Consider the following 26,999-nt stretch of genomic DNA (forward strand, 5'->3'; position numbering starts at 1 on the left):
TCGCGCTGATCCGCTCCTACCTCGCCACCGCCACCGCACACGGCCGCAACATCATCAACGCCCTCACCGAACTCGCCGCCGGCCGTCCCTGGCTACCCACCGCCGTAACCACCACCTGATCAGTCACGCTGAGACGTCCCCCGCACACCCCTGATTCCAGTTCCGGTTGCGTATGGTCGCGCGAAGCGGCTCGCCGCGCGACAGTAGAGGTCTGGCACATTCCGGGGGTTTCGCCTCGTCACGATCCACTGGCAAGATGCGTTCGGTGAGATATGACGCCAGTGCCTCGCGGCGGATGTCGGAGCGCCGTACTCCTTGAACCTCGGCAAGGTTGTCGAGCTCGACCATGTTGACCGGCAGTCTGGAACTCGCCAGCATCATCGGTGCGTCAGGCGGCGTGGCCCGCTTCACGGGTTCGGCGGCTGGAGTCATCGCCAGCCAAGGCGGCGGCGAGACGTCTTACGTCACGTCTAACCAGGCAAGCACCTCATCCTTGGTCATCTTCTCGAAGTCGGAATCACTCACCGCACTCGCCTCCACCACTCATTCAGTTCCAGGCCCACGTGCCACACCGGCGGCTGTCAGGCGGCTTCGTCGGCGAGTACGCCCTCCTGGCGACGGATCAGGCGCCACGCCGCCCGACGGGCGCTGCGGTTGAGTGAGCTGCGGAAATCCTGTTGCGAGCCGAAGTAGCGGCGGCCCAGGTCAGCCGTCGAGTCGAAGTGGTCCATCATCTTCTCCTCGAAGACCGGCTCGAAGACGTGACCGAAGTTCTCCTCGTCGTTGGCGACCGCGGCCTGGCGTACCTTCGGGTCGGCGACCGCCTCGTTGAACGGCTTGACCACGTCCTCGTCGGTGAAACTGGTGCCGTACTTCTCGTTGAAGCGTTCGATCAGCTCGGAGAGCAGGTCCTTGTCCGGCTGCTTCGCGCCGCCGGCACCGTCGCCGAAGCCCTTCATCTCGGCCGGTCCTTCGGGGTTGAGGCTGACGTCGTGTTCGCCGGTCTTCTCCACCCGCAGGTGGCTGAGGTCGACCTCGCCGATGTCCACACCGCCGTCGTTCCGTCGCGGCAACCTGTTGAGCAGGTGCCGGCCGTAGAGGTAGAGCCGCTCCAGCTCGGCGTCGGTGTACGGGACGATCTGGGCGAGGAAGCCGTACTTGCGGACGTAGTCGTTGAGGTCGGCTCGGAAGTTCTCGGCCGTCTCCCGATCTTCTTCGTCCTCAGCATCGAGCAGTGCGGCGAACCGCTGCACCGCCGGTTCGAGGTGCCGGTACAGCTCGGCGTGCAACTTCGCCCATTTTGCCGCGTTGCCGGCCGCCTGTTCCTCGGCCGCCAGGTATGCCTCGACAAACGCCTGCATCTCCGCCTCCACCAGCAGCGGCGGGGACATCACCCGGCTCTGCGCCGTGTAGAGCAGGTTCGGGTCCGAGGGCAGGGTTTCGGCTTCCTCGAAGTACGGCCGGAACGCCTCCTTGATCTCCTCGGCGTCGTTGACGAAGTCCAGCACCGCCAGATCGCCCTGGCTCTTCCGCTCGGCGGTCCGGTTGAGCCGGGACAGGGTCTGCACCGCGGAGATGCCGGCGAGCTTCTTGTTGACGTACATCGTGGTCAACAGCGGCTGGTCAAAGCCGGTCTGGTATTTCTCCGCGACCACCAGGATCCGGTATTCGCGCTGGCCGGCGGCGGTGCCGGCGCGGGCGGTCCTGTCGTCGGCCCGGGTGTAGGCGAACGCCTTCGGCAGCGCGGTCTCCGGCAGGCCGCCGTTCTCCTTCGACTCGGTAGTCTCCTCGCCGTCGTAGCTGAGGGTGCCGGAGAAGGCGACGAGTACGCCCAGGTCCGGGTAGTCGCGGTCGTCCAGGTAGCGCTTGATCGCCCGGGACATCTGTACGGCGGACTGCCGCGACGCGGTGTCAGGGTCAGGAGGCATCGCGAGGTTCCGGCGGCAGCAGGGCGCCGCCGGTGAGGCCGGCCCCGAGGGTACGGGCCGACTCGTCGGCGAGCCGCCCCGCGAGTTCCGCGGCGGCCCGCAGGTCGTGCAGGTGCTGGAAGGCCCGACCGTACCGCCGCTGTTCCACAAGCGGTAGCAGCGGGACACGAAGCCGACGCGGGTCGAGTCGGACGATGGTGCTGCCGGTCGCCGCCGACCGCACGTTCTCGTCGGCGCCGAGGAAGCCGGCAAGGAACCACGGGTCGAGCCGCTCCGGATCCGGCCGCAGCAGGATCAGGTGCCGGCCGAGCGGCGTACCGGCGTCCCGGTCGTCGGCGACCCAGGCCGACGCCCCGGCACCGGCACCGGACGACATCCCGCCCCGGAGCAGCTCGGGCAGCAGGACGTCGCCGGCCTGGACGGTCAGCTCCGGGTCGGTGGCGGCGTCGTCGAGACCCCGGGTCGTCGCCGGGGCGCGCAGCAGGGTGAGCGCGTTGCCGCGCAGCAGGTCGGCGACGGTGGCGCTGCGCCAGGGCTGCCGCTCCTCCCCCGCCGGCGACCAGCCGTCGCCGCCGGTCAGCGCGGTCAGCTCCGCCGCCGTCGCGCGCAGCCGCGCCAGCAGCGCGGACCCGGTCTCGGCCAGTTCCTTCGGCGCGGCGGCGGCCGGCGCGGTCCGGACGTGTCGGGCCGGGGTCAGGTCGACGGTCTCGTCGAGCAGGTCGATGACCGGGACGGCCCGGGCGATCCCGGGTACGCCGTCGAACGTCTCCGGGTCCGCGCGCCAACGCTGCCACACGTCGAGCACGGTCTCCCGCAGGCTCGGCCAGTCGATCCCGGACCGGCCACCTGTCGACCCGCCACCGGCCGAGGTCGATCCGCTTCGGCTCGACGCGGCCCGGAGCGGGGATGACGTGGCCCGGGCGACGCTCGACGCGCTCCGGGCCAGCGGCGGCGACGCCGGCTCGACCGGGTCGACGAAGAGCACCGTTCGGGGTGCCGACTCCGCCGGGTCGGGGCGGCACAGCAGCCAGAGTTGCAGCCCGACGTGCAGCGGGGTGGCGGCCCCGGCCGGCAGCGCCACGACCGCCCGCAGCGCACCCTTGCGGAGCAGTTCGGCCCGCAGCCGGCGGCCGGCGGAGCGTTCGGCGGTGGCCGGTGGCATCAGCAGCACCGCCGGCCCGCCGGGTTTGACGTGGGCCAGGCAGTGCTGCGCCCAGGCGAGTTCCGATTCGCTCCGTGGCGGCAGCCCGAACAGCCAGCGCGGGTCGCCGGCCAGCTCCGCGTGCCCCCAGTCCCGGTCACCGTACGGGGGTACGCAGAGCGCGGCGTCGGCGGTCAACTGCGGAAAGGCGTCGGCCCGCAGGCTGTCGCCGGCCGCCAGGCGGGAGGTGGCGGACGGGTCCAGCACCCGCAGGCGTACGCCGGCCAGCGCCGCCTGGACCGTCACCAGATCCTGCCCGGACAGTTCCCGGGCTCCGAGGCCGAGGGCGGCGACCAGCAGACTTCCGGCTCCGCACGCCGGGTCGAAAACCCTGAGCGGGTACGACGACCCCGGCTCGGCGACCAGTGCCGCCATCAGCTCGGCCAGTGGTGCCGGGGTGTGGTAGCCGCCGCTGGCTCCGGTCACCTCGGTGTCGTGGTCGGCGAGCACCTCGGCGGCGACGGTCGCCCCGTCCCGTCGTACACAGGTCAGCAGCGCGCGGAGCAGGTCGGCCCGGTCGGCTCGGAAGGCGGGAACGTCGTCGGTGCCGGGCAGTTCGTCGGCGGCCGACCGGGCCAGTTCGGTGGCCCGGGTGCCGAGTCGGACATCGGACAGCTCGGCCAGGGCGTCGACCTGGTCGTCGGGGAGTCGGGACACGGCGAGGACCAGCGGCAGCAGTCGCAGCGGCAGCTGGTGACCGTGGTCGTCGGCAGCCCGCAGCGCCACCCGCAACTCGTCTGCCGCCGAGTCGGTCGGCAGCTGTCCCCGGCCGGAGAGCCAGCTCCGGACCGCCGCAAGGTCGTACGCCGGGCTCGCCTCGGTGCCGCCGGTCGGGGCCGGGAAGTCGGGGTGTCGGCGCCGCCAGTTGCTGACCGTGGCCCGGGTGACGCCGGCCAGCCGGGAGATCTCGGCGGCGGTCACCAGCGCACTGGACTTCGGCATCAACACGTCCTGTCGGTTCGGCTCGGACAGCGGTACTGCGGTGATCACCGTACACCGACAACCCTAAAGCGCTTAAACGCGTTTGACAACGCTTTCACGGCATGGTGTCCTGGATGAGCTTTCAACGGTCGCCGGTCACGCCGCCGGTACCGCTCCCCCTGCCTGCCGTCAGATCGCCGGCTCCCCCTCCCGCACCAGTTGGCCTTCCGAAGGAGTTCCCTCGTGTCCATCACCCTGCCCACGGCCGCCGTCGAGGGCATCCAACTGACCGTCATCCCGTTCCGCACCGATGCCGTGGTCGGCACGGTCGGGCTGCCCGCGCTGCTTCAGCTCGTACCGTCGCCGAAGCTGGAGGAGGACCGGCGGGCCATGCGGTACACCCCCGGCGCGATGCGCCGACACGCCGAGATCCGTAGCCTGGTCCAGCGCACCCTCAAGGCCACCCAGAAGGGGCGCAACGTCGAGGCGTACGCCCGCTACATCGCCGCCGGCATCTCCGGCGACTTCGGATCCGGCTGGTCGACGCCGCCGATCACCCTCTGGCTCGCCGACGAGCCGGGCGCGGTCAGCGAGGAACTCGTCCCGGGCAGCGGCATCCGGCGGATCACCCTGCTGGCCAACTCGCCGGTCGTGGCGATCGACGGCGAGACCCAGGTGACCGCCCTGCACGAGCTGTACGACGACCCGGAGCGTTTCGACCTCACCTACTCGGCCCTCGGCGCGGTCCGGCTGCCGTTCGAGCTCTACTGGGGACTTGCCGTCGAGGACGCCCGGCAGATCTTCTACGACCGCAACGTCGAAGGCGTCCCGGTGGCCAAGAACCTCGCCATGTCCATGGACCAGCGCGACTTCGGCACCCAACTCGCCCACCGGATCGCCGACTCGGTCAAGGTCGAACACGAGGGTCGACTCGTCCCCCTCAGCCGGCTCGTCCAGGCCCGCAAGCGCCAGCTCACCCGGACCGATCCGGAGTTGATCACCCTCTCCGCGCTTCGGGTCCTGGTGGTCACCACCATCTTCGGACGGGCCGGCCTCGGTCGCTCCTCCGCCACCCTCCGCACCGCCGACCTGCCGGAGGGAACGTCGCCGGAGCAGGTCGAGCGACGGGTCGTACCGCTGCTCTCCACGCTGCTCGGTCACCTCTTCCCCCAGCTCGCCGCCCGGTCTGCCGTCTCCGCCCCGGCGGTCCTGGCCGGCCTCGGCATCGCGGCGCACCACGCCACCGGCTGGTCCTCCTCGGGCGGCCCGCTGACCGACGACGACCTGCTCAACCTGCTCGCCGACATCCGCTGGGAGCGCGAAGCCCAGTACTGGGACGGCATCGCCGCCAGCGCCAACGCCGCCGGAACGCTCAACTTCGGCGGAGGCGCCAAGGACTCCGGCGGTCGGGTTGCCGACGCCGTCCTCTACCCCGACACCGAGAGCGGTCGCAAGATCCGCGGCCGGTAGTCCCGCACCCCATCCGAATCCGGAGGTACGCCGTGCCGACCCCAGAACCGGAAACCGTCGACCAGCTCCTGGCCGACCACCTCGACCGCGCCGACCTGCCCGAGAACGCCGCCACCCTGGTCCTCGCCGCCCTGCTCGGCGAGGACGAGTTCCAGCAGGCGCTCGGCGGCAACCCGCCCACCCCGCCACCGACCACATCGGACGAGGCATCCAAAGCCGCCGAACCGATCGGCACCTACCTGACCAGCATCGAGGTGACCGGCTTCCGGGGCATCGGCCCCACCGCCACCCTAAACCTCAAACCCGAACCAGGGCTGACCATCGTCACCGGCCGCAACGGCTCCGGGAAGTCCAGCTTCGCCGAAGCCGCCGAGTACGCCCTCACCGGCGACAACAAGCGCTGGTCCGGCCGCAGCAGCATCTGGCAGGACGGCTGGCGCAACCTGCACGCCGGACAGAACCCGAGCATCCGGGTCCGGCTCGGCGTCGACGGCCACCGCAACGGCGCCACCGTCGAACACCACTGGCAGCCCGAGGACGGCCTCGCCGACGGTACGGCGTTCTTCCAGCTCGCCGGCGAGCCCCGACAGTCCGTCGCCGCCCTCGGCTGGTCCGCCCCACTGGAGCTGTACCGCCCCTTCCTCTCGTACGCCGAACTCGGCGGCCTGCTCAGCGGCCGCCCCAGCGAGATGTACGACTCCCTGCACCGCATCCTCGGACTCGGCCGAATCGTCGAGGTCGAAACCATGCTCAAGACCGCCCGCCGCGAGATGGACCAACTCCGGAAGCTGCCCGCCGAGACCCTGCCCGCACTCCGTACCGCCCTGGCCGGTCTCGACGACGAACGGGCCCGGCAGGCCGAGGCGGCACTCGCCGGCAGGGTCGCCGACCTCGACCAGCTCACCGCACTGGCCACTGTGGACAGCGTCGACGACGACCGCGAAACGATCGTCCCGCTGCGCCAACTCGACCTGCTGGAACTTCCCAGCGCGGACGAGGTCAATGGGCTCGTCGACCGGCTCCGGACCGCGCTGACCCGGATCGAGGCACTCGCCGCCACCCCGGCCGAGACGTCCCGGGCGGTCGCCGGGTTGCTCCGCGACGCACTCCGGCACCACCACGAGCATCCCGACCAGCCCTGTCCGGTGTGCGGGGGTCGCACCCTGGACCGGGCGTGGGCCGATCGGGCTCAGCGGGAACTGGACCGGCTCACCCGGGAGGCCGAGGAGCTGGAGGCGGCACACCGGACCGTCGCCGAGAGCCGACGGGCGCTACGGGAACTCGTACCGCCGCAGCCGGCCGCCCTCGCGGCCGACCTCACCGCCGACGGGGTCACCACCGGCGACGTACGCCTGGCCTGGCAGCAGTGGACGGAGCTGGCAGCCGCCGACGACCCGGTCAAGGTCGCCGAGACCGCGCCGGCCGGCTACCTGGCGCTGCGCGCGGCGCTGGAACCGGTCCAGGCCGCCGCCCGGGAGGCGCTGCGGCGCCGCCGGCAGGCCTGGCAGCCGGTCGCCGACCAGCTCCGCGCCTGGGTCGAGAGCGAGCAGGCCGGCCGGCAGGCGGCCCGGATGTACGCCGCGCTGCGCAAGGCGGTCACCTGGCTGCAGCAGGTCGCCGACGAGATCCGCAACCAGAAGCTGGCCCCGGTCGCCGCCGAGGCGACCGGGATCTGGAACACGCTGCGTCAGGAGAGCAACGTCGACCTCGGCGGCATCCGGTTGGCCGGTGCCGGCCCCAGCCGACGGGTCGACCTGAGGGTGAGCGTCGACGGGGTGCCGGGAGCGGCGCTCGGGGTGATGAGCCAGGGTGAACTGCACTCCCTCGCACTCGCCCTGTTCCTGCCCCGGGCCACGATGCCGGAGAGCCCGTTCCGGTTCCTCGTCATCGACGACCCGGTCCAGTCCATGGACCCGGTCAAGGTGTACGGACTCGCCCAGGTGCTGGCCCGGGTCGCCGAACACCGGCAGGTGATCGTCTTCACCCACGACGACCGGCTCCCGGCCGCCGTACGCCACCTGGACCTCCATGCCCGGGTCCTCACCGTCAGCCGGCTGGCCCGCTCCCAGGTGACGGTCGGCGGCGAGGGCGGCAACCCGGCGCTGCGCTACCTCGCCGACGCGAAGACCATCGCATGTGACGAGGAGATGGCCGCCGAGGTCAAGGTGCCGGTGGTCGGCAACCTGGTTCGCGACGCCATCGAGTACGCCTGCCACGAGCGGGTCCGGGCCCGCGACTTCCGGGTGGGCCGGCCGATCGCCAAGACCGAGGCCGCCCTCGACGCGGTGCAGGGGCTGCGGGCGATCCTCGCCCTGGCCCTGCTCGGCGACCCGAAGCGGGTCGGTGAACTCGGTGAACCACTGCGCCGGCTGCACCCCGCCGCCCCGCACGTGGTCCGGGACGCCAACAGCTGCGCACACGGTGGTGGCACCGGCGTCGACCTGGTCCGGCTGGTCGACCAGGCCGGCCCGGTGGTAGAGAGGCTGGCCCTGCCGTGACCCCACAGCTGTTCCTCGACGCCGCCGCGCGGCTGATGACCGCACCGACCCCGAGCACCCGTCGCTGCTGGCAGCGTGGCAGCGCCTGCCTCACCCGGATCGCCCTCGAACACGGACTGCGCGGGTTCTGGCAGCGGCAGGCCCCGTCGGTGCTCGGCTGCCGGATGCGGCAGCAGCTGATCGTGCTGTCGAGCCTGCTCGACGCCGAAACCGCCCGCACCGCCCGGGCCGCGTGGTACGGACTGTCCCGGGCGATGCACCACCACACGTACGAGCTGGCGCCGACGATCGCCGAACTCGACAACTGGCACCGGGACGTGACCCGCCTGCTCGACCGCCTCGACAACCGCACGGAGGTGCAGCCATGAACCCGCAACCGCCCATCCCGCCGACGGCCGGTGACGGCGTACCGGTGAGCCCGGGCGGTTCCGAGCCGCCGCCGCTGCTGCACATCGAGCGGCTGTCGACACCCCCGACCCGGCCCAGCGCCCGCGGCCCGGTGCCGTGGATCGCCGGCATCGTCAGCGGCCTGGTCCTGGTCGGCGGCGGCATCGTCCTCGGGATCGGCATCGGGAGCAGCGGAAACGCCGGGCGGACCGAGGTCGCCGGTGGCATCGTGAGCACCCCGGCGGCCACCACCGCCGCCGCGACCCCGACCGGTACGCCGACGGCCACTGCCACCCCGGCCGCCACCCCGACGACGTCGAAGCCGAGCGCGCGGCCGACGTACCGGACGCTCAGCGCCCGGCAGTGGAAACAGCTGGCGAAGGACCCCGACTCGTACGTCGGCAGGACCTACCTGGTGTACGGGGTGGTGACCCAGTTCGACGCGGCGACCGGCGACGACACCTTCCGGGCCGACGTCGGGCCGAAGAACATGGCCGACGACTGGGACTACGAGACCAACACCCTGCTCACCGGCACAACCCGACAGTTGCGCAACGTGGTGGACGACGACGAGTTCCGGGCGAACGTGACCGTTCTCGGCTCCTTCTCGTACGACACCCAGGTCGGCGGCAACACGACGGTGCCGCTGCTCCGGATCGACAGCATCCGGATCCTCTGAGTCCGGGACTCCAGATCATGGAGCCGGATCGTCGTTCCCACGACGACCAGACTCCGCGTTCGGGAATCTCTCGGAATCGGGACGGCAGGCTATCCGAAGACGCGGCGGAACCGACGTGGCGGCAGCAGGGAGCGGAGCTTGTCGGCGGCGCCGGCGAAGTCGGAGATGTCGGTGAGGCATCCGTGGCCGGTGTGGGCAAGCCAGAGCGCGCCGTTGCGCTCGGCCACCAAGGCGTCAGAGAGCGGCACGGTGTGCACGTCGCCCTCTCCGTCGACTGTGGAAATGCGGTCCATGCCGATGACCAGCGTTCCCCGGTTGCGGCGCCGCTTCAGCAACGGCGGTCGGAGCACCTCACCCGAGGGCACGTGGCGGGTACGGGGACAGGGGTCCTCGGTGCAGCCCGACAGGCTCGGCCTCGCCCCGGACGGTACGACGATCGTCGCGGTCGACAGCCAGCCGGACATCAGGTCCCGCGCCGCCGCCGGGGTGAGGCCGCGAAGTTCGGCCCGAGCGTCCGGGATGTGGTTGTCGGCCGTACCGAACAGCTCCCGCCCGGTCGCGGGCTCGAGTTCGGCGACCGACCGTAGCCACTCCACCGACGCCAGCCTGGCCCGCAGGGCCTCCGGTAGGGCCGTGTTGGGCTCCTCCCGCGTCTCGTGGTCCAGCTCGGCCTGCTCGGGTCCGTCACGGACCAGCCGGAGCAGCTCGGTCCAGAGCAGCCCGGCCGCGGCCGTCGAATCGGAATCCCGGACCCTGCCACCCTTCGGGCTCACCGTCAGCCCGAACTCGTGCCGGGTGCTGTCGACGGCCAGGAACACGGGATACGCCGTGAGGGCGAGTCCGGCCCGGTCCAGGGCCGCCTGCACCAGCGTCATCAGCACCCGCAGCAGCAGGACCACCGCCGCGCCGGGTTCGGCACCGAACGACAGGCCCGGTCCGTGCACCTCGTCGGCGTACCAGATGGGTCCGGTCTGGTGTCTGACCGGCGGCGTGGGGTGACTGACGCGCGGGCCCGGCGGTAGTGGGAGGCGGAGGTCCGCCGGTATCGCGGCGGTCGTGGCCAGCACGGCGTTTCCGCCGGTGAAGTACGTCGTCACGTGCCGGCGGATCTCGTCGGCGGTGAAAAGTCGGTAGTCCACGACGGGCCAGCGGGCCAGGCCGGGGCCGGACGGTCCGAACCGTCGGGCGAGCAGCGAACCCCACGGATCCCGCAGGTCCTCGACATCCGGGAGGTACCGGTCCTCCGGGTCGGCGTCGGCGACCGCGTCGACCAGATCCTCGCCCGGAAGGTCGCTGACGGCGGCGCAGACGGCGGCGAAATGCTCCGCGATCTGCTCCGGAGACCCGGCCGCGGTGAACGACGTGTCGACGACGGAGGTGCCTTCCGTGGACCTGTCGGCCCGGTCGGGTTCGGCCCGTCCGACCAGCGCCTGCACCAGATGAGTCAGGCCGGTGGTGTCGAGTTCCTCGTCCCGGGCGCCGCAGCCGAAGGTCAGTGTCGCGGCCGGCACACCCGGCAGGTCCTCCCGGAGGACGGTGACTCCGTCGATCTCGCCTCGCCACATGGGCGGATCGTAGGCTGGCCGTTCAAGCCGGCAGCTACACACGTGACCGGGTCCGCTCGCGGTCCGCTCCTCCGAAGCGGCGTCACCAACCGGAGTCAGCGCGGACGCTGACCGGCAGATGACCCGGTGTCTGACATTTACCCGGGAGAGCCCCGGTTCGGCAGATCCGACCACCTCGACGTGTTGCGCGGATGGCGACAACCCCAGAACCCGGACGACCCCATCACATCTATGATCGTCTATCTTGCTCTGGTGATGTCCACCCGATCTCCATGGAGGCGGCATGCGTAGGGTACGGATGATGGCCGCGCTCGCGCTCGCGACCGGAGCGATGCTGGTCGGCGCCGGCGCGCCGGCGCAGGCGGCGGCCCAGACGAGCGGCAAGCCGACCGTCGGCACCTCGTTCCATTTCGGCACCTACTACACCGTCGAGGCGTGCCGGTACTTCGGCGAGAGTCTCGTGTCGGGCCCGCAGTTCAACTCGTACAGCTGCTCGCCCTACTGGTACCCGAACGACCCGCAGATGTACTGGGCGCTCTACGTCTACCCCTGACCGGTCCACCCCTGACCGACGTGTCGCCGACGCGATCCCCGGCCCGGTCGCCCACCGTCGAAGCGTGGACGACCGGGCCGGGGCGGCACCGTGACCACTCCGGGGCGGGTCGGCGGAACCGGAAGTTCACCCTGAACAGCACATATCCTTCTTGGGGCACTCTGCCGGTCCGGTGGACGCGGAATACCGGACGTCGTCCGGTTCGTCGCCACCTGTCGAGAAACTCCGAGCCGTCGGGTACCTCCGCTGTCGCACGGCTGTGCAAGACTCCCTAGCTGCGTCAACGGACGACATCTCGAGGCCGCGCCCGGCGGTGGAACGACGTGGGCAGGCCGCAGACACAGAAGGAAACCCCCGAACATGCAACCTGACGTGCTCCAGGCCCAGAGCCAGTTCCACATCCGGCAGCGGATCCGGCTGATGGTCAACCAGTACGAGGTCCACAGCGTCAACCCGGACGGTTCCGAGGGCGGGCTGCTCGCCTTCGCCCAGCAGAAGCGGATGGCGTTCAAGGAACAGGTGACCCTCTACACCGACGACACCAAGCAGACGCCGGTCCTCGGCTTCAAGGCCCGTGCGGTGATCGACCTCGGCGCGACGTACGACGTCACCGACGCCGCCGGCAGCCCGATCGGCCTGTTCCGCAAGGACTTCAAGGCGTCCCTGCTCCGCTCCACCTGGCACGTCGAGCAGCCCGGCCTCGGCCAGGCCACCGGCCAGGAGCGCAGCATGCCCGTCGCGCTGCTGCGCCGGTTCGTCGAAGGACTCTCCTGGCTGCCGTACCACTTCGACTTCACCAGCAACGGCCAGCCGGCGTTCGAGGTCGTGAAGAAGTGGGGCCTGCGCGACCGGTACGTCGTCACCATCCACCAGCCGCAGCTCGACCGCCGCCTGGTCATCGCGATGGCCGTCGCCCTCGACGCGCTACAGTCCCGCTGACCTGACGCCGTCCACCCCGCACCGGTATGCCGGGCGCGTCCCGCCTCGCGGGAACGCGCCCGGACCCGGCCGGTACGAGTTGACACCGCACCGCCCTGAGACCCGGCTGGCGCGGCACCCCCGGCAGAGGGCAGCATGACGGGCGTGTCCCAGCCTCCTCAGCTCGCCGCCGTCCAGGACCGCGCCCGGGCGCAGCACGGCGCCGGCGACCTCGCGGGCGCCCGCCGACTCCTCGGCCAGGCCCTCGACGCGGCCCGCCCCGCGTACGGCAACGACCACCCCGAGGTGCTCTCCACCGCACTCCTGCTGGCCCAGTGGCACCGTCAGGCAGACGATCCGGCAGCCGCCCGGCGAACCCTGGAGGAGGCGCTGACCGACGGCCAGCACCGCTGGGGCGATGCCGACCCGTTGATGCTCGCCCTCTCCTTCGAACTCGGTGCGGTCGCCGAGGAACTCGGCAACCGGCACGAGGCACGGCGCAACTTCACCCGGATCGCGACGATCGGTCCGGGGGTGCTCGGCGTCGACCACTGGCAGGTCCGGGCGGCCCGGGACTATCTCGGTGAGCCGCCCTCGACCGGCGCGTCCCCGGAGATGCCCTCGTCCGGCCTGCCGTCGGCCCCACCACCGCCGGTCCAGCCGGCAGCGGTCCCGCCGGCGCCGGTCGCCCAGCCAGGGCCGGTGGCACCGCCACAGCCCATTTCGGCACCGCACGCGCCGAACCCCGTCTCGGCGCCGCACGCCCCGAACCCCGTCTCGGCGCCGGTGGGTATGCCGGTCTCGTCGTCGCCGGCCAGTGCCGCGCCGTACCCGTCGAGCGGGGCGGGGTTCCCGACCAGCGGTACGCCGTACCCGTCCACGGGTTCGCCGGCGGTCCGCGCCACCGGACCCGGTTACGAGCCGGCGACGTACCCGCCGTACTCGGCGCAGTCGGCGGCGCAGCCGGAGACGTACCCGGTGGTCACGATGCCGGCGCCGGTCCCGGCCCCGACGCCCGTCGCGGAACCGGCACCACGGTCGTCGGGCCGGGGCTCGACGGTGGCGGCGGCGGTCGCGGCGGCCGCCGCGGTGATCGCCGCGATCGTGGTGGTGGTCGCCGTGGTGGCCGACAAGGACGCCCCGCCACCCCCGACCACCCAGGACGATCCCGGTGGCGTGGTCATCTCCGGCGAACCGCCGACCGAGGTGAAACTGCTCGACGAGGGGACCGCGATCACGATCACCTGGGCGGACCCCAGCGGTGGCACGGTGCCGTTCCTGGTCACCGGCGCGCAGCGCAACAAGGAGGCGCAGGCGATGGGGCGGGTCAGTGCCGGCGATCCGACGAGTTTCACGGTGAACGCGCTGAATCCCCGACTCGAATACTGCTTCACCGTGCTCGCGGTGTATTCGACGAGTGAATTCGCCCCGTCGGATCTCGTGTGTACCACCCGGGGCACCGGCGCAAGCCCGAACTGATCACGATTCGACACCAGCTTTACGTCGCTGACCTGCCCAAACAACCGTGACGGGAAGGCCAGTCCACAATTCGCGCGGGCTCTGTCCACAACGGCACGTTCCGGGTACCCGGCCGAAGAGGGCGGGCCATATGATGGCACCCGGTTTCGGGGAGATTCGCTGACGAGGGCGGTCGGAGACAGCACCGCCACGATGGGGAGGTCAGCCGGCTGTGGTCACCACAGGCAACGGCTTCACAGGCAGTGACGGCAATGCCGGAGGGGCGGCCGTGGTCGCGCCCGGCGGTCCCACCGCGCGTCGGCGGTCCCGCCGACTCCGGGGCGGACTCGTCACCGTCGCCACCGTGTCGGCGCTCGCCGCCGCGATGGGGCTGACCGTGCTCGGTCTGGGCGCGGCGGACAACGCGGTGGCGGGTTACGACGCCAGCTCCTGGCTGTGGAGCGCGGCCAAGAGCGAGCTGGCCCGGGTCAACGGGGTGACCGGCCGGGTCGACACCCGGATGCAGGTGCCGGACGGCCGTGGCCACCAGATGCAGGTCGTCCAGACCGACCGGCTGCTCATCCTGCGGGACCTGAACACCGGCACGATCAGCTCGCTCGACCTCGCCACCCTGCAGGTCATGGCCACCACGAAGAGCACCGCCGGGATCGGCGTCAACATCGCCCTGCACGAGAACTCCGCGTTTGTCGTCGACGCGGTGCAGGGCATCGTCCGACAGCTCGACCCGCGGTCGCTCACCCCGGTCGGTGAGCAGATCAACTATCCGCCGGGGATCACCGGCGGCGCCTTCGACGGCACCGGCAAGCTCTGGGTCGCCGTGCCGAGTCAGGGCACCGTCTCCGCGATCACCCCTGCGGAGCTGTCCGAGAACGCCAACGCCAACGCCGTCCAGGGCGGCGGCGGCTCCGCCGGCGGGATCAGCCCGAAGCAGATCCGCAGCGAGGCGGTCGCCGAGCCGAGCCACGACCTGAAGGTCTCAACCCTCGACGACGGCATCGCCGTGCTGGACCGGACCACCAACACCCTCACCACGCTGGCCGGCGAGGCCGCGCCGCAACCGGTCACGCTGCCGCTGACCGGCCCGGGTCAGCTGCCAACGCGGACCACCGGCGAGCAGATCCCGGTGACGGTGATCGACGACCGCAACGTCGTGGTCAGTGTCAACGCCGCCGTCGGGCAGCGGTTCACCGTCCCCGGTGAGGGGACCCAGCTCGACCCGGCGGTCGCCTGGGCCGGCCGGTTCTACTGCGCCGACCAGGGCACCGGCAAGGTCTACTCGTTCGACGAGGCGGGCAAGCTGCTGGAGACGATCGAGGTGCCGGGCGCGAACGGGCCGCTGGAGCTGGAGGTCCGGGAGAACCACCTCTTCGTCAACGCGCCGAACTCCGACCGGGCCAAGGTGATCGACGACCACCACCTGGTCCAGGACGTCAACAAGTACGCCAACGACATCCTCGGCGGCGACCCGCCGCCGACCCCGCCGCCGCCTCCGCCGCCGAAGGATCCGGTGGTCAGCAAGCCGGGCGCGCCGCGCGCGGTGACCGCCTCCGCCGGCAACGCGCAGGCCCGGGTGAGCTGGCGTCCGGCGGCAGCGAACGGCGCTGCGATCACCCGGTACGTCGTCGAGGGCGCCGGGAAGACCTTCCAGGTCGGCGCCGACCAGCGGTCGTTGGAGGTCACCGGCCTGACCAACGGCGAGACCTACCGGTTCTCGGTGCACGCGGTGAACGCGAAGGGTGCCGGCCCGGCCCGGCGGAGCAACCCGGTGACGCCGACCTCCGAGGTGCCGGACCCGCCGGCCAATGTCACCGCCGAGGCCCGGCCGGACGGCACGGTGGTGGTGAAGTGGCCGGAAGCGAACGGCCAGGGTTACAAGATCAACAAGTACGCGGTCACCGCCATCTCCGCCGGCGCGAACGCACCGGCCGGCGAGGCGACCGGCACCGAACTGGTCATCCCGGCCGGTGAACTCACCTACGGCAGCCAGTACGCCTTCACCGTCGTCTCCATCAACGAGAAGGGCGCCGGCTCGGCCGCCTCCCCGGTCAGCGGCACGGTGGTGCCGTTCACCACCCCGGAGGCCCCGGTCAACCTCAACGCCACGACGGTTACCGACGCGAAGGGCGCCATCCGGCTGACCTGGGCTACCCCCGCCGACAACGGTCGGCCGATCACCAAATACCTGGTCGACGCCAACGGCCAGAAGAGCGAGGTTCCCGGGTCGGCGACCGGGACGACGGTGAACGGCTTCGGCAACGGCGCCCCCGTCACGGCCCGGGTTCAGGCGGTCAACGAGGCCGGACCGGGTGCCGCCGCCACCAAAACCGCGCAGACCCTGGGTATGCCCAACATCACCGTCACCGGTGGCGGCACCACCACCACCTCGATCACGGTCGAGTTCACCATGGCCGCCAACAGCGGTACGCCGCAGTGCTCGGTCACCGCGGCGGGCCGCCCCAGGGTGAACGCCCCCAACTGCAAGAGCGCCCAGATCACCGGCCTGACCGCGGATACGGCGTACAGCGTGACGGTCACCGCGACCAACGCGGCGGGCACCTTCACCACACCCGCCGTCAACCGGAGGACCGCCATCGCCTACGGGATCGCCACCTGCAAGAACGGTCAGAACGGCGACACCGCGACGTACTGCGACCGGGACCGGGACGGCCGCAACGGCAACGAGATCTTCTCCGGCACCCAGCAGGACAACGACAAGCAGGTCGGCTGGGCGAAGCCCGGCACCCGGCTGCGGGCGTACTGCAAGAAGTCGGGTGAAGAGGTCTACGCCTACATCTACAACAACGACAAGCGCAGTACCTGGTGGGTCCAGGTGAACTACGAGGGCCGGAACTACATCCCGTGGGCCTGGCTGAACCTGGAGGGCGGGGACAACATCAACGTCCTGCCGACCTGCTGACCGCGCCACCCGTACGTCAGGAGCACCACGACCGTGAACCACCACGAGCCGCTTACCCAGCACCATGTGCAGGGCTTCGCCAGTCTGGCCGCCCGGATCGCCGAGAACATCAACTCGGTGGTGCTGGGTAAGCCGCACGTGGTCCGACTCGCCCTGACCGCGCTCTTCGCCCAGGGGCACGTGCTGCTGGAGGACGTACCGGGGGTCGGCAAGACCACCCTGGCCCGGGCGATCGCGGCCACCGTGCACGGCCAGTGGCGCCGCATCCAGTTCACCCCGGACCTCCTCCCGGCCGACGTCTCCGGGGTGACCATCTTCAACCAGGCGAACCGGGCCTTCGAGTTCCATCCCGGCCCGATCTTCGCCAACATCGTCATCGCCGACGAGATCAACCGGGCCTCGCCGAAGACCCAGTCCGCGCTGTTGGAGGTGATGGAGGAACGCAACGTCACCGTCGACGGGGTCCGGCACCCGGTGCCCCGACCGTTCCTCGTCGTCGCCACCCAGAACCCGGTCGAGATGGACGGGACGTACCGGCTCCCCGAGGCGCAGCTCGACCGGTTCCTGGTGAAACTCTCGGTCGGCTACCCGGACGAGATGGTGGAGATCGAGGTGCTGCGCGGTGCGACCGTCCGCTCCCCCGAGGCGTTGGAGCCGGTCACCGACACCACCACCGTCGGCGAGATGGTCCGGATGGCGCAGCGGGTGCACATCGCCGACCCGCTCTACGCGTACGCGGTCCGGCTCGCCGCCGCCACCCGCAACCACCCGCACGTCCGGGTCGGGGTCAGCCCCCGGGGCGTCATCGCGCTGACCCGGGCCGCCTGCGCCTACGCGCTGATCGACGGCCGGGGCTGGATCCTGCCCGAGGACCTCAAGCTGCTTGCCGAGCCGGTCTTCGCCCACCGGATCCTGCTCACCCCCGACGCCCAGGTCCGCGGAGTCACCCCGACCGAGGTGCTGCACGAGGCGGTGGCGTCGGTACCGGTGCCGCTGCCGTCCGGACAGCTCGCCACGGCGCAGACCTGACCGCCGGGGCACCATGACGATCACCTCGCGCGGCTTCGGTCTGCTCGCCGGCGCCGCCATCCTGCTGCTCGTCGGGTTCCGTTTCGGCTACCCGGAACTCGCGCTGCTCGGCACCACCGCCGGCATCGCGGTCGGCTGCGCGGTCGGCAACGCCGCCTGGCGGCCCCGGCTCGACGTGACCCGGGTCGCCGACCCGGACCGGGTCGGCCGGGGCGAACCGGCGACCATGACCCTCACCATCCGGAACAGTGCCCGGCTCCGCTCGGCCAACCTGGTCGCCGAGGACCGCTGCGGCAGCCGACCGGTACCGGTGCCGGTGCTCCGGCTGCGGCCCGGCCGGGACACCACGGTCAGCTATCCGGTGCCGACCCACCGGCGCGGGGTGGTCACCGTCGGGCCGCTGCGGATCACCGGCCGGGACGCGCTCGGTCTGATCACCGTCGCCCGCTCGCAGGGCGGCACCGCCCAGGTCTGGGTGCATCCCCGGATCCACCCGCTGACCGCCACCCCGGCCGGGGTGTCCCGGAGCATGGACGGCCGGGTCGACAAGGTCCCCCAGGGTTCGATCACCTTCGACTCGTTGCGGGAGTACGTCGTCGGCGACGAACTTCGCCGGGTGCACTGGCGGACCAGTGCCAAGGTCGGCGAGCTGATGGTCAAGGAGCAACTCGACACCAGCCTGCCCCGGATCGTCGTCCTGCTCGACAACCGGGCGGCGGCGTACCCGAGACCGGTCGACGGGGTGGTCGAGACGTTCGAGTCGGTCTGCGAGGCCGCCGCCTCGGTGGTGGTGGCCGCCCGCCGCGAGGACCTGCCGGTGACGATGCTGCTGGTCGGCGCCGACCCCGGTGGCGAGTTCCTGGACCGGCTCGCCGCCACACAACTGACCCCGGGCGCCCGGGGAGGTGACGACGACCCGCTGCGTACCGCCACGCTCCGGCTGCGTCAGGAGCGGCTCGGCGACACCCTGGTCTTCCTCACCGGGCCGGCGGGCCGCGCCGACCTGGGCTACCTGAACGGGCTCCGGTCGGCGTACCCGTCGGTGGTCGTCGGGGTCTTCGGCGCCGACGGGCCGACGCCGGCCGGCGGGGCGGGTCTGGTGGTGGTCGACGCGGCGGACGGCGCGGAGTTCGCCGCCGAGTGGGACGGGGTCCGCCGGTGGTGAGGTTCCTCAAGAGGCTGGCGGTGCCGGTGGCGCTGGTCGTGATGATCGGGCTCGCCGGTGCCGTGCTCGGCCGGGTGTACGCCGGACCGCTGCTCGGCCAGCTGGTCCTCGGCGCGGCGGTCGGCGCGGTCGGGGTCAGCCTGGCCACCCGGCGGGCGCCGTCCTGGCTGGTCGCCCCGCTCTCGGTGCTGGCCCTGCTCGGCTACACGGGTTTCACGCTCTGGTTCACCGCCCGACGGGCCGACCTGCCCGGCGGACTGCCCGACGTCGCCGCCGACGCGGTCCGCAACGGCATCCCCCGGCTGCTGACCGCGCTGATCCCGATCGAGCCGACCCCGGACACCGTGATCGTGCCGGTGGTCGCGGCCTGGCTGGCCGGACTCGCCGCCGCCGAGGTGGGGATCCGGGCGGCGAGGGTGCTGCTCGGGCTCGCCGCCCCGGTCGCCCTGTACGCCGGGGCGCTCTACGTCGTCGGCCCGAACGCCGAGTCGACACCGTGGCTGACCGTCGCCTTCGCCGGCGCGGCCGCGTTGGCGCTGGCCACCGGCGGACGACCCGACCGGCGTGGCCCGGCGAACGGGGCCGACGCCGGGGCCGGCCTGACGCCGGCGGTCCGGGCCGCGCTGCGGTTGCGGACCGCCGCCAGCACCGCCGTCGGGCTGGTCGTGGTGGTCGGGCTCGCCGCCGTGGTGGCCCCGGTGGTGGCCCGGCAGGTCGGCGCCACCCCGGTCGACCCGCGTCGCTACGTCGAGCCGCCGCAGGTGGAGAGTCTGGACGAGAACCCGCTGATCCGGATCTCCGGCTGGGCACTGCATCCGGAGCAGACCCTGCTCGAGGTACGGACCACCGGCGCACCGCCACCGGACGAGCCGCCGCCCACCGAGCCGGCTGCCGGTGACGGCGAGGAGGAGCCGCCCGAGGACGGCGAACCGGCCGACGAGCAGGACCTCGCCGAGCAGTCGCGTGCGGTACGGATCCGGCTCGCCGTACTCAGTGACTACGACGGGGTGACCTGGCGGGTCGGCGGCACCTACCGCAACGCGGGGCGGGTGCTGCCGGCCACGGAGCAGGTGCCGGAGCCGGCCGCGGTGGACCGGATCGAGCAGGAGATCACCATCAGGGAGCTCAGCGGCCGGCTCCTGCCTGCGGTCCCGACACCTCGCGAGGTGACCGGTTCCCGGGTGGCGTACGAGCAGGCCAGCGGCACCCTGATCCGCCCGGAGGGGCTGACCGAGGGTCTGCGCTACACGGTCAGCTCGGAACGGGAACACCCCGACTACAACCTGCTGCCGGCGGCGAACGTGCCGTTCGGGGACGCGGTGGCCCGGTTCCTCCGGGTCGAGCCGGGCGCGCCCGAGCAGGTGCAGCGCCTCGCTGACCAGTTGGCCGAGGAGAACGGCGCCCCGTACGACCGAGCGATCGCGATCGAGACGTACCTCGCCGAGCACTACCGGGTGGTCGACGACGCGCCGAGCGGGCACGCCTATCCCAACCTGGCGTTCTTCCTCTTCGGACCGCCGAACGGGGGCGGGCAGCGCGGCACCTCCGAACAGTTCGCCGCCGCGTACGCGGTGCTCGGCCGGATGATGGGTCTGCCGACCCGGGTGGTGGTCGGCTTCAACTCGCCGACCGGTACCGGCCCGGTCCACGGCGCGGACGCGCTGGCCTGGCCGGAGGTGCTCTTCGAGGGTCTCGGCTGGGTGGCGTTCAACCCGCTGCCGCTGCCGAACACCCGACCCCGACCGGTGGAGGACGAGTTCAAGCCGGAGCCGGAGGATCCGACGCCGCCGCCGGAGGAGGCCACCCCGCCGCCGGAGGCGACCCCGGAGGCGTCGGCGGAGGCGGTGGCCGCGCCGGGCGGCGGCGGTGGACCGGGCGTACCGGTGCTGGTCGGTGGCGGCACCGGCGGCCTGCTGCTGGTGCTGACCGGGTTGGCCCTGGTCGTGGTCGGGATGCGGCGGGCCCAACGTCGCCGTCGACTCGCCGACGGTCCGCCGGCCCAGCGGATCGCCGGGGCGTGGCGGGAGCTGACCGACGCACTGCGGCTGGCCGGCAGGCCGGTGCCGGAGCATCTGGCCGCCACCGAGGTGGCCGCCCACGCCCGGTCGAGCCTGCGGGAGCCGGGGCAGCCGCTGCCGCCGGGCCCGGAGGCGGGATCGGAACCCTCGGGCGGCGTCGGGGCCGGACCGTCGACCGGTGGGCTCCGGCCGGCGGTACCCGGTGTCGACGACCTGGCCGAGTTGGTCAACCTGGCCGCGTTCGCGCCGGCCGTCGCCACCGACGAGCAGGCGCGACGGGCCGCCGACCTGGCTCTGGCGTACGCCGCCGAGCTGCGGGCGAAGCGGTCCTGGTGGCGACGGCTGGTCTGGTCCCTGCATCCCGGCCCGCTCCGCTGGCGGGACTGACGACATCCTCGGGCGGGGGCTCGGTACCCGTGGACGGGGTTGTAGTCTCGCCGCGTGACGTTCTCGATCGTGGCTCGCTCCGACGACGGCCGGATGCACGGTGTCGCCGTGGCCAGCAAGTTCCTCGGGGTCGGTGCCCTGGTACCGGCCGCCGAGGCCGAGGTCGGCGCGATCGCCACCCAGGCGCACGCCAACCTGGCCTACCGTCCGCAGGGGCTCGCCCTGCTCCGTACCGGGGTGGCCGCCGCCGACGTGGTGGCCGGACTCGTCGCCGCCGACGGTGGGCGGGCACAGCGCCAGCTCGGGGTGGTCGGCGCGGACGGTGCCGGTGCCAGCTGGACCGGGCCGGAGTGCCACGACTGGGCCGGTGGGCAGGCCGGCGACGGCTGGGCGGTCCAGGGCAACATCCTGGCCGGTCCGCAGGTTGTCGACGAGATGCGCGACGCCTGGCTGGGGCTGACCGACCACGGTTTCACGGAGCGGCTGCTCGGCGCGCTCCGGGCCGGTGACCTGGCCGGCGGTGACCGGCGCGGTCGGCAGAGCGCCGCACTGCTGGTGGTGGCCCGGGGCGGCGGCTACGGCGGCGGCAGCGACGTCGTGGTGGATCTGCGGGTCGACGACCATCCTGACCCGGTGGCCGAACTCGGACGGCTACTCGGGGTGCACACCATGCTCTTCGGCAAGCCGGATCCGGCGACCCTGCTCGACCTGACCGGCGCGCTCGCCGACGAGGTGTCCACGCTGCTCGCCGCCGCCGGTCACCCGGACGACGGCTCCGGGCTGGACGCCCGGCTCGCCGCCTGGGCCGGCGTGGAGAACCTGGAGGAGCGGATCGTCCCGGCCAGAATCGACCCGGTGGTCCTGGCCCACCTCCGCAGAAGCTGACCGACCGAGGTCAACCGAAGGCGGGCCAGCGCACGCCCCGGCGGTCGACCACCTGTTGTTCGGCTCGGGTCAGCGGCGAGCGGCCGGTCGCCTTGGCGATCAGTGTCAACCGGTCCCAGCCCAGCTCGTCGGTGAGCCCGGCCCCGGCCGGGCCGGCGGCGTCGGTGAGCAGCCCGGCGACGAGTTCGGCGGCCGGTGGGGTCAGCCACGGCTCCCGGTCGAGGGCCGCCGCCAGGTCCAGCCCGTGTACGCCCAACTCCACCACCCGGGTGGCCAGGAAGTCGTCGACGGTCATCGGATCCCCGTGCCGGGTCCGGACCACCCGCTCCCCTGGCACCCGACCCGTGACGTCGTACGCCTCGCGCCAGGTGCGGTCGAAGTCGGCGGCGAGTTCGCGGCCGGTGGTGAAACCGCTGCCGTCCCGGCGCGCGGCGTCGATCCGGGCCGTGTCGGTTTCGGGAGTGAACTTGGCCGGCCCGAAGTAGCTGGCCGGGTCGACCTCGGCCCGGGCCGGTGCCGGTTGGGCGAGCATGCCGACGATCCGGCCGGCGCCGGTACGTACGTGCCCGAGCAGGTCGCGGACCGACCAGGGTGGGCAGCCGGTGGGGCGGTCGAGGTCGGCCTCGGTGAGCCCGCCGAGCACCTCCGACAGTCGCCCGGCCTCGGCGCGGAAGGCGTCGCGGGTTCGCATGTCGCGACCCTACCCGCCAAGATCCGTCATTCCGTCGCCGCCGGGTCGGGTCGATTGATGCGTCGGGGCACCACCCGGTGCACCGTACGCAGCACCAACGCCATCACCAGCGCGGCGGTACCGGCGATGCCGGCGGCGCTGCCCGCGTACGCGACGAGGAGCCGTCGCCGGCCGAACTCCTCGATCGGGGTCATCCGCTCGCCGTCCGTCCAGCCGATCGCGACCGCCGCCGCGACCACCAGGACCAGGCCACCGATCGCGAGCACGTTTCGGACCACCAGGTGTCCGTCACCGGGCTCCACCTGCACGGTGTCGCCCTGGACCAGCAGCAGGACCAGGCTGGCCAGGCTCCCCCACGCGCCCACCACGAGCAGGGCGGCGACCGCGTCACTCGGCCGGTGCCAACCGGCGGACAGGGTGGCCACGCCGGCGGCCGCGGCGTAGCCGGCGCCGAGCAGGGCGCCCAGGCCGCGCAGTCGCGGCGGCAGGACCATCACCAGCGCGATCGCGACCGAGGCGGCGACCGTGGTGTGGCCACTGGGCAGGCTGTTGCCGGCCGCCGCCCGCTCCGGGTCGATGCCGAAGTCGGGCCGCTCGATGACGTACTTGAGCGCCTGGGTGGTCAGGTTCGCGCCGGCGATGAGCACGATGGTCACCACCGCCAGCCCGATCCGGCCCCGGATCAACGCGATGAATCCGATCACGACGGTGGCGGCCAGCAACGACAGCAGGGAGACCGCGTTGAGTACGCCGCCGACCACTCCCACGATCCGGTGCTGGCCGATGGAGTTACCGGTGAGCGCGATCGTGTCGAGCAGTTGACCATGCTCGGTGCGGACGGCGAACCACCAGACCGCGACGAGGACCACCACCTGTAGCAGGGTCGACAAGCCGAGCCAACCCGCCGTCAGGACCGTCTTCCGCCCGCTCATGGCGGAAACCGTAGTCGGGCATCCGGTGCTCCGCACGGCGACCCCGGTCGGGTCGCGATTCGCCTGGTGGCGGGCGGTATGCCGGCGGCGGTGCGGGGCGCGGTCGCACCCGTCGGAGAAGCCGTGGGGAAACAGCAGAGGGAGAGGCCGCCACGGGGGAAGCGGCCTCTCCCTCTGCCCGCCAGAATACTCCCTCCGCCCCCGTACGGCACGCCCAGCTGACTGGAAACTCAGCCGGAGGCCGGGGACGGGCCCGGGAGGCCGGTGGGGAGACGCCGCGGGCGGGCGACGTCGTGTCGCCCGCCCGCAGGTCGGTGCTGGGGTCCCGCCCGGGGAGCCCGCCCCGGGTGGGGAGTGGCGGGCCGACCGGATCGCTGCGTTGGCCAATCCGGCCGGACCCGCCACGGGTGGCCTGACCGTGGGAATCAGGCCCGTCTGTCGACCGGCGTCAGCCGAGCAGCCGGTCGTAGTCGTGCAACGCCATCGCGACGTCGATCTGAGCCCAGAACCGGTGGTACGTGAAGGTCGGCACCGGGCCGCCGTTCAGGTACGACTCCACCTTCGGCCAGTCCGGGTCGTCCTCGAGGAACGACCGGATGCTCAGGAACGTCGAGTTGGAGTTGATCGGGTCGCCGTTCGGCATGGTTCCGGTGAACCCGGACGGGATGTAGAGGCCCTGTCCGGTGCTGCTGTTGTAGGTGTCGTCGAAGCGGTTGTAGTCCGCCTTCGTCTCCGGCACCGCCACACCCTTGTCGTCCTTGTGCTGCAGGACGGCGTCGAGCAGCGCCTTGGCGGTCGCGGCCGCCTGGGCGTTGCCGGACCGGGCGGCGTAGTGCACCAGGACTCGGGCGTACGCGCCGGCGACGCCGACGTCCTGGGTGTGGTCGAGGACCTCGACCCGCAGGTTGGCGTTGTTGACCGACGTGGTGCCGGCGCTCCAGCTGCCGCCCGGCTGGCCGGACCAGCGCAGCGTCGACGGGATCTGGTAGGTGGCACCGTCGACGGTCGTGTTCGCGATCGCCCAGGGCACCCACTTGTCCAGGATCGCCTTGGCCTTGGCGTTGCCGGTCTCGTTGTAGAGCTCGGCGACCCGGCCGAGGCTCCACGCCTGGAAGCCGAACCACTGGTTCGACGGCGGGTCGTGGTAGACCGGCTTCTCGTCGTACACCATGCCGTAGAAGGTCGGCACGCCGGACGGCCGGGCACTGTAGTCGCCGTTCCAGCTGTTGGTGGCCCCGCCGGCGATGGCCCCGTCGGCGGACTGCAGCCAGGTGTAGAAGTCGAGCTGCCGGTCGAGGCTGGTCTGCCAGTCCTGGCGGGCCGTCGGCGACCGCGGGATCAGCTCGGTCACGTTGGACAGCGCCCAGGCCGCAAACGGGTTCTGGTAGCCGCCGTGGTTGTGGCTGGAGCCGATCCGCCACGACCAGCTGCTGCTGCCACCCTGCGAGCCACCCCAGGCGTAGTACCAGGAGAGCAGGTACGCCGCGCTGTTCTTGCCGGTGCCGGTGGCGCAGGACGGTGAGGCGCACCCGGGCTGCTTGAAGTACTTGTCGTACATCGAGTAGCGCAGGTAGTCGCCCATCTTGGCGGCGTTGGCGATGGTGGCCGAGATCTGGCTCTCCGCGCCCTGCTCCTTGGCCCACTTCAGTGCCCAGTACGCGGCCTGCACGGCGCGGGCGTCGGCGTCCGGGGCGTTGGTGTAGCGCCACTGCTGGGCGTAGGACGAGTCACCGATGAAGATCGGCAGGTAGCCGTTCGGTCCGCCGTGTTCGAAGGTCTCGCAGGAGGGGTGCGGAACGGTCTCGAAGACCGACTCCTGCGGGCCCCGCTGGTAGGTGTTGATGTACGCCGGCTTGGTGGTGCCGTCGCCGCACCGGCCGTAGCCGTAGACGTTGTCCACGTCGAGCAGCCAGTGCATGCCGTAGACCCGGCCGCTGTTGTAGGTGGACTGCAGCTCCTGCGCGATCGGGTCCTGACCGACCTGCACGCTGGCGTCGAGCTTGCCGCCCTGCTGCGGGTAGAGGTCGGGCCGGTTGGCCTCGGGCGCGTAGTCGGCCGGGTCACTCGGGTTGTAGTTCGACTGGGTCTCGGACGGGATGATGTACCGGTCCATGACCTGCCAGGCCTGGTTGAACGGGCCCCACTGGCCGGTGGTCCGGCCGTACATCGCCTCGAGGAAGAGCCAGTAGCTGAACGCCTCGGAGGTGGTCTCGTGACCGTGGTCCGGGGCCTCGACCAGCAGCGTCTCGATCGAGTGGTACGGCACGCCCTCGGGGCTGAAGTAGCCGTTGCCCGGAGCCTTGATCTTGTTGTACAGCTCCATGAACTCTTCGCCGTACTCGCCGCTGGGGCCGCCGCCCTCGTCGTCGCTGACGGTCACCTGGGTCACCGACGGCGTACGACCGCTGGCGCTGGCCGTGATGGTCGCGGTGTCGTTGGTGTCGTCCGCGTCCTGGGCGGCGTTGACCGCGACGTTGACCCCGGTGCTCCAGTTCTGCGGGGTGATCGTCGCGCTGGTCGCGCCGAGCGTGACGTCGGCGTCGCCGGTCTTGCTCAGCGAGACGGTGACGTTGCTGGTCGGCGCGGCGCTGAGCTTGACGTTCAGCTGGCCGCTGGCGCCTTCGGCGAGGGCGAGCGTCGCGGGGGTGACCACGCTGGCCTGGCTGGTGCCGGTGACGGTGAAGGCCACCTCGTCGGTGCCGGCCAGGCCGGCGCTGTCGTACGCCCGGGCCTGGGCGGTGTACGTGCCGGCCGGCAGGGCGGTGTTGGTGTAGCTGTACGGCGCGGTCGTGTCGGTGCCGACCAGCAGGCCGTTGCGGTAGAACTCGACGCGGTCGACGGGGCCCTCGGCGTCGCTGGCGGTCGCGGTGACGGTGACGTCGGCCGGTGCGGTGAAGCTCGCGTTGTTCGCCGGGCTGGTGATGTCGACGGTCGGCGCGGTGTTCTGCGCACCGTTGCAGGCGACGCCGTTCACGGTGAACGAGGTGGGACTGGTGTTGGTCCCGGAGTACGAACCGTTGAATCCGATCGTGGTCGACGCGCCGGTGGCGAGGTTGCCGTTCCAGGACATGTTCGTCGCGGTGACGTTCGCGCCGGACTGGGTCCAGTTGGCCGACCAGCCCTGGGTGACCCGCTGGTTGCCCGGGAAGGTGAACCCGAGACGCCAGCTGGTCATCGGGTCGCCGACGTTGCGGATCGTCACGGACGCGGTGAATCCGCTCCCCCAACTGTTGGCGGTGTAGGTGACGTCGCAGCCGGGGGCGGCCTGGGCGACCCCAGGTGCGACAGCGACACCCCCCACCACCAGTACGCCGGCGGCGGCCACCGCTATCCGGCGTCTTGCTGACCTCAACTTCATTCGTGCATCTCCTCGCGG

General features: G+C 72.0%; 18 protein-coding genes. 12 read left to right on the forward strand and 6 right to left on the reverse strand.

Translation table 11 applies throughout. The features are described 5' to 3' along the window. Positions 1–581: 581 nt before the first annotated feature. Positions 582–1,928, reverse strand: a complete 1,347-nt coding sequence (locus ABGB21_RS18860) for a hypothetical protein (RefSeq protein ID WP_347678735.1) — start codon at positions 1,926–1,928, stop codon at positions 582–584. Beyond that, on the reverse strand, positions 1,918–4,071 hold the full coding sequence (locus tag ABGB21_RS18865) for an N-6 DNA methylase (RefSeq protein WP_347678737.1): 2,154 nt from the start codon (positions 4,069–4,071) through the stop codon (positions 1,918–1,920). Before ABGB21_RS18865 ends, ABGB21_RS18860 begins: the two co-directional genes overlap by 11 nt. A gap of 222 nt (positions 4,072–4,293) precedes the next feature. Here ABGB21_RS18865 and ABGB21_RS18870 point away from each other — a divergent pair, with 222 nt between their 5' ends. The 4 genes from ABGB21_RS18870 to ABGB21_RS18885 are packed head-to-tail and all read left to right on the forward strand — an operon-like array spanning position 4,294 to position 9,084. After that, a complete protein-coding gene (locus tag ABGB21_RS18870; RefSeq protein ID WP_347678739.1) occupies positions 4,294–5,520 on the forward strand; it encodes a DNA sulfur modification protein DndB in 1,227 nt (408 codons plus the stop codon). A 32-nt stretch (positions 5,521–5,552) separates the two neighbouring features. After that, on the forward strand, positions 5,553–8,018 hold the full coding sequence (locus ABGB21_RS18875) for an AAA family ATPase (protein WP_347678741.1): 2,466 nt from the start codon (positions 5,553–5,555) through the stop codon (positions 8,016–8,018). After that, complete coding sequence (locus ABGB21_RS18880; protein ID WP_347678743.1) at positions 8,015–8,386, forward strand: hypothetical protein; 372 nt, start codon at positions 8,015–8,017, stop codon at positions 8,384–8,386. Before ABGB21_RS18875 ends, ABGB21_RS18880 begins: the two co-directional genes overlap by 4 nt. Beyond that, on the forward strand, positions 8,383–9,084 hold the full coding sequence (locus tag ABGB21_RS18885) for a hypothetical protein (RefSeq protein WP_347678745.1): 702 nt from the start codon (positions 8,383–8,385) through the stop codon (positions 9,082–9,084). The genes ABGB21_RS18880 and ABGB21_RS18885 overlap by 4 nt, the downstream gene beginning before the upstream one ends. Positions 9,085–9,173: 89 nt before the next feature. On the opposite strand, the gene ABGB21_RS18890 is transcribed toward ABGB21_RS18885, so the two are convergent. After that, the gene (locus tag ABGB21_RS18890; protein ID WP_347678747.1) at positions 9,174–10,649 is read right to left on the reverse strand and encodes a hypothetical protein; all 1,476 of its coding nucleotides are present in this window, start codon (positions 10,647–10,649) and stop codon (positions 9,174–9,176) included. 283 nt (positions 10,650–10,932) lie between these two features. Between ABGB21_RS18890 and ABGB21_RS18895 the strand changes: the two genes are divergently transcribed. The 8 genes from ABGB21_RS18895 to ABGB21_RS18930 all read left to right on the forward strand — a co-directional run bounded on the left by ABGB21_RS18895 (position 10,933) and on the right by ABGB21_RS18930 (position 22,000). Further along, complete coding sequence (locus ABGB21_RS18895; protein ID WP_347678749.1) at positions 10,933–11,202, forward strand: hypothetical protein; 270 nt, start codon at positions 10,933–10,935, stop codon at positions 11,200–11,202. 360 nt (positions 11,203–11,562) lie between these two features. Beyond that, positions 11,563–12,141, forward strand: coding sequence for a hypothetical protein (locus ABGB21_RS18900; protein ID WP_347678751.1), 579 nt, complete (start codon positions 11,563–11,565; stop codon positions 12,139–12,141). A 144-nt stretch (positions 12,142–12,285) separates the two neighbouring features. After that, positions 12,286–13,599 (forward strand): tetratricopeptide repeat protein, encoded by a 1,314-nt coding sequence (locus ABGB21_RS18905; protein WP_347678753.1) that lies wholly within the window; start codon positions 12,286–12,288, stop codon positions 13,597–13,599. Positions 13,600–13,867: 268 nt separating this feature from the next. Continuing rightward, entirely contained in the window at positions 13,868–16,516 is a 2,649-nt protein-coding gene (locus ABGB21_RS18910) for a fibronectin type III domain-containing protein (RefSeq protein WP_347678755.1), read from the forward strand. A 33-nt stretch (positions 16,517–16,549) separates the two neighbouring features. After that, positions 16,550–17,545: a MoxR family ATPase gene (locus ABGB21_RS18915; RefSeq protein ID WP_347678757.1), complete on the forward strand. Its 996-nt coding sequence runs from the start codon at positions 16,550–16,552 to the stop codon at positions 17,543–17,545. Positions 17,546–17,558: 13 nt separating this feature from the next. Further along, the gene (locus ABGB21_RS18920; protein ID WP_347678759.1) at positions 17,559–18,710 is read left to right on the forward strand and encodes a DUF58 domain-containing protein; all 1,152 of its coding nucleotides are present in this window, start codon (positions 17,559–17,561) and stop codon (positions 18,708–18,710) included. 41 nt (positions 18,711–18,751) lie between these two features. Next, positions 18,752–21,115: a transglutaminaseTgpA domain-containing protein gene (locus ABGB21_RS18925; protein WP_347678878.1), complete on the forward strand. Its 2,364-nt coding sequence runs from the start codon at positions 18,752–18,754 to the stop codon at positions 21,113–21,115. Positions 21,116–21,169: 54 nt separating this feature from the next. Then, positions 21,170–22,000 (forward strand): DUF1028 domain-containing protein, encoded by an 831-nt coding sequence (locus tag ABGB21_RS18930; RefSeq protein ID WP_347678761.1) that lies wholly within the window; start codon positions 21,170–21,172, stop codon positions 21,998–22,000. Between the two features lie 10 nt (positions 22,001–22,010). Here ABGB21_RS18930 and ABGB21_RS18935 read toward each other — a convergent pair whose 3' ends face one another. The 3 genes from ABGB21_RS18935 to ABGB21_RS18945 form a co-directional block, all read right to left on the reverse strand. Then, on the reverse strand, positions 22,011–22,691 hold the full coding sequence (locus ABGB21_RS18935) for a maleylpyruvate isomerase N-terminal domain-containing protein (RefSeq protein WP_347678763.1): 681 nt from the start codon (positions 22,689–22,691) through the stop codon (positions 22,011–22,013). A gap of 26 nt (positions 22,692–22,717) precedes the next feature. After that, on the reverse strand, positions 22,718–23,623 hold the full coding sequence (locus ABGB21_RS18940; protein ID WP_347652272.1) for a phosphatase PAP2 family protein: 906 nt from the start codon (positions 23,621–23,623) through the stop codon (positions 22,718–22,720). Between the two features lie 448 nt (positions 23,624–24,071). Beyond that, positions 24,072–26,981, reverse strand: coding sequence for a glycoside hydrolase family 48 protein (locus ABGB21_RS18945; RefSeq protein ID WP_347678765.1), 2,910 nt, complete (start codon positions 26,979–26,981; stop codon positions 24,072–24,074). Positions 26,982–26,999: the final 18 nt, after the last annotated feature.

This window comes from Plantactinospora sp. B24E8 (assembly GCF_039871735.1).
Classification (GTDB): domain Bacteria; phylum Actinomycetota; class Actinomycetes; order Mycobacteriales; family Micromonosporaceae; genus Plantactinospora.

Excerpts from the sequence above, each read along its gene's own strand:
- ABGB21_RS18860 (WP_347678735.1), bottom strand. The coding sequence starts at position 1,928 with ATGCCTCCTGACCCTGACACCGCGTCGCGGCAGTCCGCCGTACAGATG.
- ABGB21_RS18865 (WP_347678737.1), bottom strand. The coding sequence starts at position 4,071 with ATGCCGAAGTCCAGTGCGCTGGTGACCGCCGCCGAGATCTCCCGGCTG.
- ABGB21_RS18885 (WP_347678745.1), top strand. The coding sequence starts at position 8,383 with ATGAACCCGCAACCGCCCATCCCGCCGACGGCCGGTGACGGCGTACCG.
- ABGB21_RS18890 (WP_347678747.1), bottom strand. The coding sequence starts at position 10,649 with ATGTGGCGAGGCGAGATCGACGGAGTCACCGTCCTCCGGGAGGACCTG.
- ABGB21_RS18895 (WP_347678749.1), top strand. The coding sequence starts at position 10,933 with ATGCGTAGGGTACGGATGATGGCCGCGCTCGCGCTCGCGACCGGAGCG.
- ABGB21_RS18900 (WP_347678751.1), top strand. The coding sequence starts at position 11,563 with ATGCAACCTGACGTGCTCCAGGCCCAGAGCCAGTTCCACATCCGGCAG.
- ABGB21_RS18920 (WP_347678759.1), top strand. The coding sequence starts at position 17,559 with ATGACGATCACCTCGCGCGGCTTCGGTCTGCTCGCCGGCGCCGCCATC.
- ABGB21_RS18925 (WP_347678878.1), top strand. The coding sequence starts at position 18,752 with ATGATCGGGCTCGCCGGTGCCGTGCTCGGCCGGGTGTACGCCGGACCG.
- ABGB21_RS18935 (WP_347678763.1), bottom strand. The coding sequence starts at position 22,691 with ATGCGAACCCGCGACGCCTTCCGCGCCGAGGCCGGGCGACTGTCGGAG.
- ABGB21_RS18940 (WP_347652272.1), bottom strand. The coding sequence starts at position 23,623 with ATGAGCGGGCGGAAGACGGTCCTGACGGCGGGTTGGCTCGGCTTGTCG.
- ABGB21_RS18945 (WP_347678765.1), bottom strand. The coding sequence starts at position 26,981 with ATGAAGTTGAGGTCAGCAAGACGCCGGATAGCGGTGGCCGCCGCCGGC.